This is a genomic window from uncultured Sphingomonas sp., from assembly GCF_913778135.1.
Lineage (GTDB): Bacteria > Pseudomonadota > Alphaproteobacteria > Sphingomonadales > Sphingomonadaceae > Sphingomonas.
Genome location: NZ_CAJYVU010000188.1, coordinates 1 through 7,498 on the forward strand (window position 1 = coordinate 1; position 7,498 = coordinate 7,498).

Annotated in this window: 9 protein-coding genes and 1 pseudogene; 3 read left to right on the forward strand and 7 right to left on the reverse strand. The window is 66.5% G+C overall.

Annotation, left to right across the window (positions count from 1 at the left end; all coding sequences use genetic code 11):
- From QZ847_RS16195 to QZ847_RS16205, 3 genes are all read left to right on the forward strand, one after another.
- Positions 1 to 1,116: prolyl oligopeptidase family serine peptidase (locus QZ847_RS16195; RefSeq protein ID WP_294358531.1), on the forward strand; the 1,116-nt coding region annotated here is incomplete at its 5' end.
- A gap of 4 nt (positions 1,117 to 1,120) precedes the next feature.
- Entirely contained in the window at positions 1,121 to 1,687 is a 567-nt protein-coding gene (locus tag QZ847_RS16200; protein ID WP_294358535.1) for a DedA family protein, read from the forward strand.
- Positions 1,684 to 2,094, forward strand: coding sequence for a thioesterase family protein (locus QZ847_RS16205; RefSeq protein WP_294358539.1), 411 nt, complete (start codon positions 1,684 to 1,686; stop codon positions 2,092 to 2,094). Before QZ847_RS16200 ends, QZ847_RS16205 begins: the two co-directional genes overlap by 4 nt.
- A 125-nt stretch (positions 2,095 to 2,219) precedes the next feature.
- Here QZ847_RS16205 and QZ847_RS16210 read toward each other — a convergent pair whose 3' ends face one another.
- The 7 genes and pseudogenes from QZ847_RS16210 to QZ847_RS16240 form a co-directional block, all read right to left on the reverse strand.
- Positions 2,220 to 2,609: a hypothetical protein gene (locus QZ847_RS16210; RefSeq protein WP_294358542.1), complete on the reverse strand. Its 390-nt coding sequence runs from the start codon at positions 2,607 to 2,609 to the stop codon at positions 2,220 to 2,222.
- Between the two features lie 221 nt (positions 2,610 to 2,830).
- A complete protein-coding gene (locus QZ847_RS16215) occupies positions 2,831 to 3,022 on the reverse strand; it encodes a hypothetical protein (protein ID WP_294358545.1) in 192 nt (63 codons plus the stop codon).
- 150 nt (positions 3,023 to 3,172) lie between these two features.
- Positions 3,173 to 3,505, reverse strand: coding sequence for a hypothetical protein (locus QZ847_RS16220; protein ID WP_294358547.1), 333 nt, complete (start codon positions 3,503 to 3,505; stop codon positions 3,173 to 3,175).
- Between the two features lie 103 nt (positions 3,506 to 3,608).
- Positions 3,609 to 4,808, reverse strand: a complete 1,200-nt coding sequence (locus tag QZ847_RS16225) for a multidrug effflux MFS transporter (protein ID WP_294192676.1) — start codon at positions 4,806 to 4,808, stop codon at positions 3,609 to 3,611.
- Positions 4,809 to 5,241: 433 nt separating this feature from the next.
- On the reverse strand, positions 5,242 to 5,964 hold the full coding sequence (locus QZ847_RS16230) for a CPBP family intramembrane glutamic endopeptidase (RefSeq protein WP_294358550.1): 723 nt from the start codon (positions 5,962 to 5,964) through the stop codon (positions 5,242 to 5,244).
- Between the two features lie 258 nt (positions 5,965 to 6,222).
- Entirely contained in the window at positions 6,223 to 7,191 is a 969-nt protein-coding gene (gene glpX / locus QZ847_RS16235) for a class II fructose-bisphosphatase (protein WP_294358553.1), read from the reverse strand.
- A 185-nt stretch (positions 7,192 to 7,376) separates the two neighbouring features.
- A pseudogene (locus QZ847_RS16240) lies at positions 7,377 to 7,498 on the reverse strand (2,3,4,5-tetrahydropyridine-2,6-dicarboxylate N-succinyltransferase); the annotation flags it as partial.

The window sequence follows — 7,498 nt, forward strand, 5'->3', positions numbered from 1 at the left end:
CCGTCGCCGCATTTCTACATGACCGGGGTCGAGTGTTTCGCCGACTTCTTCATCGTCGAGGGCCGAGAGGACGGGCTCGACCAGATCGCCATCCATTCCTACGACGGCGCCGAGCCGAAGCGGATCACCTTCCCGGAGGCGAGCTATGCCGCGGGCACCGGCGACAATCCCGAATACGACCAATGCGTCATCCGGCTCGGCTACGAATCGATGGTCACGCCCGGCACGGTCTACGATTACGACGTCGACACGGGCGAACTCACCACGTTAAAGGTGCAGGAAATCCCTTCGGGCTACGACAGCGAGAAGTACGCGACCGAGCGGCTCCACATCACCGTGCGTGACCGTACGCAGGTGCCCGTTTCGATCGTCTATCCAAAAGACTTTCCGCGCGATGGCAGCCGACCGTTGTTCCTCTACGCCTATGGCGCCTACGGCCACGCGATCCCGCCGGGCTTCTCGACCGGGCGGTTGAGCCTGCTCGACCGCGGTTTCGCCTACGCGATCGCGCATATCCGCGGCGGCGACGACCTCGGACAGCAATGGTACCATGACGGCAAGCTCGAGAAGCGCGAGAACACGTTCAACGATTTCGTCGACGTGGCGCGCGCGCTGGTTGCCGACGGCTGGACGAGCGAGGGCCGCATCGCGGTCGCGGGTCGCTCGGCGGGTGGCGAGTTGATGGGTGCGATCGTCAATTCCGATCCCGAACTGTGGGGCGCGGTGATCGCCGACGTGCCATTCGTCGACGTGCTCAACACCATGCTCGACGAATCGCTGCCGCTGACGCCGGGCGAGTGGCCGGAATGGGGCAACCCGATCGAGGACAAGGCCGCGTTCGAGCTGATCCGCAGCTATAGCCCCTATGACAACGTCAAAGCGCAGGCCTACCCGCCGCTGTTCATTTCCGGCGGCCTCAACGACCCGCGCGTCACCTACTGGGAGCCCGCCAAATGGGCGGCGAAGCTGCGCGCGACCAAGACCGACGACAACATCCTGCTGCTCAAGACCAACATGGGCGCAGGGCACGGAGGCAAGTCGGGAAGGTTCGAGAGCTTGCGCGAAGGCGCGGAGGAACACGCCTTCGTGCTGTGGCAATTGGGCGTCGAAGCCTAGGCCCATGTCGATCGAGTCGCTGGTCGCGCAATACGGGCTTGCCGCCCTGTTCGCCGGTGCGGCGCTGGAGGGCGAGGCGGCGGTGATCGCGGGCGGGCTGCTCGCGCACCAGGGATTGGTCTCGCTGCCGGGTGCGGCGGCGGCGGCGGCGGCGGGGTCGTTCCTCGCCGATCAGGGCTGGTTCGCGTTCGGGCGGCACTTTCGCGAGCATCGCTGGATCGTGAAACTGCGCGGCACCGCCGCCTTCGCGCGCGCGCAAACCTTGCTGGAGAAGCACCCGCGCAGCTTCATCTTTGTCTTCCGCTTCCTCTACGGACTGCGCACGGTCAGCCCGATCGCGGTCGGCACCACCACCATTTCGCAGCGACAGTTCTTCGCGATCAACTTGGTCGCGGCGATCATCTGGGCGATCATCTTCACCGGTATCGGCTATCTGTTTGGCGACGCGGTGGAGGAGTTCCTCGGTCGCCTTCGTCACGACACGCGATTGTGGTGGATCGTCGGCGGTGTCGTCGCCGCCGGGCTGATCGTCGCGGCGATCCATTGGTGGCGAGGAAGGGGAAAGCCATGACCTTTACGCAGCGCTTTATCGCGGCACCGGATGACATTGACGAACTGGGACACGTCAACAACGCGGTGTGGGTGCGCTGGATACAGGATCTGTCGGTCGCGCACTGGCATGCGGTTGCGGCCGCCGAACACCGCGACGCCTTCGTCTGGGTCGTGACGCGGCACGAAATCGACTATCGCGGCAACGTGCGCGAGGGCGAGCAGGTGACGGGCGAGACCTGGGTGTCCGAGCCGCCACGCGGCGCGCGCTTCGACCGCCACTTCCGCTTCACCGGCGACGACGGCCGCGTCCGTGTCGAGGGCGTCACGACCTGGGCGATGATCGATCGCGCGACCGGCCGCCTGGTCCGTATTCGCGAGGAGATTGCGGCGCCGTTCCTCGCCGACGGTATTCGCGTCGCCACTTAGGTGGCGTTCCGCTGCGGCGACCGGACGCCGCCGCATCGAACACTAACGCACGAAGGCCGCTTCACGCGCCGCCGAACAAGCCGCAGCGTCGGATCGGCCTTTTCGGCTGTTCGATGAAACGGGCGTCAGTGAAGCGTGCCGCGCGGCGGCGGGATGTTGCGGATTGCGCGGACGAGGTCCCTCGCCGCCTCCGCATCCACCAGCAGCGCGGCGGTCGCGATCGCCTCGTGGTCGCGTTCCTCGATCACCAGCCGCCACAATCCCAGCAGCACCGCCTCGACCTCGTCGACCTGCGGGTGACACGGGCGCTGGAACGACAGCGTGTCGGCGGAGCAGCGATCGAGGATCGTCATCGCCGCGTCGAACGACGAACCGCCATCGATGAAACGGCCAGCGACGGCGCGCTTCGGCTCGCCTGCCAGCGTCAGCGTGTGCACCCACGCGCGCATCGCGTCGAGCACCAGTCGGTCAGGTGTGCGCAGGTCGGTGACCGCGCGGTCAATGAGATCGTACATGCGAGAAAAACCGCCACGTTCGATGAGAATGGTTCTCATTATAACGTGAACGGCCCTGCGTCAAATCGCTTGGGCGCATCGAACGATCGACCCACCGGCGCGATGCCCGACCCTGCGCTCTCAACCTAAGCACCGAGCTATTTACGCTGTTGACCGATCGCAGATACGACAACGCCGCCCGCGCAGGACGCGGACGGCGTATGTTCATCGGTCGTTGAGGCTCAGGCGTTCGCCGGCTCGAAGTGACCGCACCAGTCGCTCGCCTCGACCTTCGGCCACACTCCCGCGGCGTCGCCGTTCGCCTGGCCGATCGGCGGATTGTAGCGGCACAGGCCGAGCGACTCGCCCGACGCCTCGGCGTCGAAGAACTTGCACTTGGCGCAGGCCGCGCCGTCGATGGTGGTAAGGGCCATGATCTTTCTCCGGTCTGGCTTGGACGATCACTCACGTCCGTCTGCCGTACTCAACTTGAGTAAAGCGGACCGGTTCCGGAAAACAAGACAAATCAACCGTTGCGATTCACTCTCATACAGCAATGCGAACGACTATCAAGAACAATCATCTCAGCTCAGTAACATTTGCAACAACTTTGGCCGATATCGTTGGTGGGGTTGATGATAAGGACATGCGGTCATTTGCCACGTGCCACTGATAGTCATTCTCATCTTGTGTGATGTGGTATTTCGATGCTGGTCGCTCACGTTGCGAAGTTCCAGCAGTTCAATTGCTTCGTCGTAGAGCACGGCGCGCGCGTGCCGGCCACGCTCCACCACATCAGCACGCGCCATGCGCGCGAGCGACAGCGCGTCCGCCCCGTAACGCGCGACATGGGCCGATGCGAGCGCGCGGACTTCTGCGCGCTGGCTACAGGCGATTTCGAACAAATCAAATGACATAGATGATGGCCAACCATCGCGAGAGCGAACGGTTGCCGGGTTAACTATCCTTTGTTGGCGAGGTGCGACGAAGCGAGATCGGCCGTTCGACGAGGCGGGGTTGTCACGGCGTCTGGCGCGCGTGAAACAGCTTGCCCTCCTCTACCACCAGCACGACGCCGAGCACGGCGATGCCGATGCCGAGATAGCCGATCGCCAGCGGCAGTGTGGTGCCGTTGTACGATTGCCCGATCAGCGATCCGACGATCACCGCGCCGACGCTGGTGATGAACCCCTGGATCGACGAGGCAGTACCCGCAATGTGCCCGACCGGCTCCATCGCCATCGCGCCGAAATTCGAACCACACAGCCCGATGCAGGTCATGCTGAGCGCCTGAAACAGCATGTAGCTGACCAGCGACTCGACGCCGAGCAGGATGACGGCGATGTGCCCGACCGACAGCGCGATCAGGCCCAGCACGGCCGCTTGCGAGATCAGCCGAGTGCCGAGTCGCTCGACCAAGCGACTGTTCGCGAACGATGCGACGCCCATTGCGAAGGCGCAGGCGGCGAACAGATAGGTGAAGCGGTCGCCCATGCCGAACTCCTCGACGAAGATCTGCTGCGCCGACGACACGAATGCGATAATCCCGCCGAACGTCATCGCCGCAGCCACCGCGTAGCCGGCCGAGAAGCGGTTGGTGAGCGTGAGGCGATAGGCGCTACCGAGCGCGGCGAGCGACAGCGCGCCGCGCCGCTCGATCGACAGCGTCTCGACCAGCCGCAGCGACGACCAGGCGAGCACGAAAGCGGCGAAGGCGGCGAGCGCGTAGAAGATGAAGCGCCACGGACCCAGCGTATCGAGCAGCAACTGGCCCAGGGTCGGCGCCATGATCGGCACCAGAAAGAAGATCATCTGCGCGACCGACAGCGTGCGCGCCATCTGCCGCCCGTGGAAGCGATCCCGGACGATCGCCACCGCCAGCACGCGGGTGGAGGCGGACATGAGCCCCTGCAGCACGCGCGCGCCCAGCAGCGCCGCGAACGTCTGCGACCCGGCCGCGAAGACGCTCGCCGCGACGAACCCCGCGAGTGTCGCCAGCAGGATCGGCTTGCGCCCGAACCGATCGGCGAGCGGGCCGTAGACCAGCTGACCGCTGCCGAAGCCGAGCATATAGGCGGTGATGATCCATTGCCGGTGGTTCGCCGTCGCGACACCCAGCTGCGCGCCCATGTCGGCGAGCGCGGGAAGCATCAGATCGACACCCAGCGCGTTCACCGCCATCAGCGCGGCGATAAAGGCGACGAACTCGCGCGGATGCATCCCCGCGGCACTGCCAGAGGTGGTGGTTGAGGACGCCTGATTCATCGCGGTCGGTTAATCTGTTGCGCTGCACAATGCCACCGCTGTCAGCGATGCTGCCGTAACGCTGACGGCACACTCGACGGTTGATGCGCACGGCTGATGTGCCGCCTGCACCAGATCGGCACGCCGACGCCGATTGTGTCCTTGTGTTGCTGCATCGGATGATGGAGATTGTATCTAACCCGCCGCATCCCTTTGCTTCGGGTGCTACGGAAGGTCGCTTCACGCCGCGCTACGCGAGTTTGCACGACGTGGAGCGATCTCGCCACGCAACCGCCATCTTTTCTACACCTTCTGCCGCTATGACATTCGGCGGGGCGCATCCGCGTCCCACGGACAGCAGGTCGCCCCGTCTCCGCCACGCGAAGGCGGGGCGACTTGGCGCTTCCGGTCAGGCCCGCCAGTCGATCTTGCCGGTCAGCAGCGGCCGCAACACCAGCGCGTTCAGGTCGATGAACACGTGCAGCCCTATCGCAACCCACAGACTGGCGGTCGCGACATAAGCGTAGCCGAGCAGCGCGCCGACCAGCGTGGTGGCAGTCACGCCGATCCAGCCTTGATAACGATGCGCCGCGCCGAACAGGAGCGTCGCGAGCGCGAACGCGACCAGCGGCTCGCGCGTCACCATCGTTGCGAGCAGCGGAATGAGCAGGCGAAAGAAGCACTCCTCGCACACGCCCGCGACGATCGAGAGCAGCACGCCCCAGCCGAGTTCGCTTCGTCCACGCGGCAGCACCGCGTCGATGCGTCCGAACTGCAAGCGCCGCCGCGTGACCCGCGCCGCAAGTGCGCCGATCAGCGCACCCGTCAGCAATGCGCCGCCCAAGAGGAGCGTGGACCGGCCCGCGAGCGGTATCGTACCGGTCACCTGCCGCAGCGGCACGAATGCTTGTGGCATATCGAACAGCGCGTCGATGCGGCCCGCAAGCGTCAGCAGCATGATCGCCGGCGCGCCGAACAGCAGCGCGATGCGCGACGCCGCGCGCGTGAAATAGCGCGCGCGCCCGCTTGGCCAGTGCGGCGGTGGAAACCCGACCTCGCCGCCACGAATGAAATGCGCGAACGCCGCCAGCGCGAGCACCAGCAACGCCGCTGCCCACAGCCGGTCAGCCACGCGAGGGTTCCGCTGCGCTCATCGCTCCGATCCTCTCACCGTCCGATAACGTGGAGGATGCCCGGCGCCGCCGCATCGTTCCGCCATGCTCGGCGCCGACGTGCAACGGAAGCGAGATCGGTCCGCGTCCTGCGACGCCGCGAACGCGGGGCGCTGCGGGTCGCGCAACTTCGCGTCCATCCGTGCGGAATAGCAGAAGGGCAACCCCGCCGCGCACCCGCGATAGACCGGGCCCGCCCAGCAACCGCCCTGCAGGCGTCAGCGGTCGAGGCGGTGCTCGCCCTTGACCCAGCGCACCGTGCCCGACGACGCGCGCATGACCACGCTCTCGGTCGTCATCACCTTGCCGCGGCGCTTCACACCCGCGAGCAGCGATCCGTCGGTGACGCCCGTCGCCGCGAAGATGCAGTCGCCCTTCGCCAGATCGGTCAGGTCGTACTGCCGGTCAAGGTCGGTCACACCCCATTTCGCCGCGCGCGCACGCTCGTCGTCGTTGCGGAACAACAGGCGGCCCTTGAACTGCCCGCCGACGCAGCGCAGCGCGGCGGCCGCCAGCACGCCCTCGGGTGCGCCGCCCGATCCCATGTAGACGTCGATCGTGGTGTCGGGGTCGGTCGTCGCGATCACGCCCGCCACGTCGCCGTCGCCGATCAGCACGATGCCGCAGCCGATGCCGCGCAGCTCGGCGATCAGCGCCTCGTGGCGCGGGCGATCGAGCACGCAGGCGATGATGTCGGCGGGCTTGACGCCCTTCGCCGCGGCGATCGCCTCGACGTTCTCAGTCGGCGTCCGATCGAGGTCGATCACGCCATCGGGCAGCCCGGGGCCGACCGCCAGTTTGTCCATGTACACGTCGGGCGCGTTGAGCAGGCCGCCGCCTTCCGCGATCGCCAGCACCGCAAGGCTGTTCGGCCCCGATTTCGCGCAGATCGTCGTGCCTTCCAGCGGGTCGAGCGCGATGTCGATCGCGGGGCCGGTGCCGCTGCCGACCTTCTCGCCGATGAACAGCATCGGCGCCTCGTCGCGCTCACCCTCGCCGATCACGACGGTGCCGTCCATGTAGAGTTCGTTCAGCGCCTCGCGCATCGCCTCGACGGCGGCGGCGTCGGCGGCCATTTCGTCGCCCCGCCCGACCAGCGTGGAGGCCGCGATCGCCGCCGCCTCGGTGACGCGCACCATCTCGAGGACGAGGACGCGATCGAGGACGTTGCTGACGTCGGTGGCCATGGGACTCTCCGCTGCGTTGAACATGTTAAACGCCGGAATAGGCGGGGTTGTCTTCCGGGGCAAGCATGTTGGTGGCACGGCGGCGGGACAACCCGGTGACAGCGGACGACCGCCTTCGCGGGCGCGGCGGCATCACGCCCATCGCGACGGGGGGACGGGATCGTCCGCCCCCCCTTTCGCGCGGATCAGTCGCGCAGCAGGTCGTTGATGCTGGTCTTCGACCGCGTCTGCGCATCGACGCGCTTCACGATCACCGCGCAGTAGAGCGCGGGCTTGCCCTCCCCGCCGCCGGTGGAGCCGGGCACGA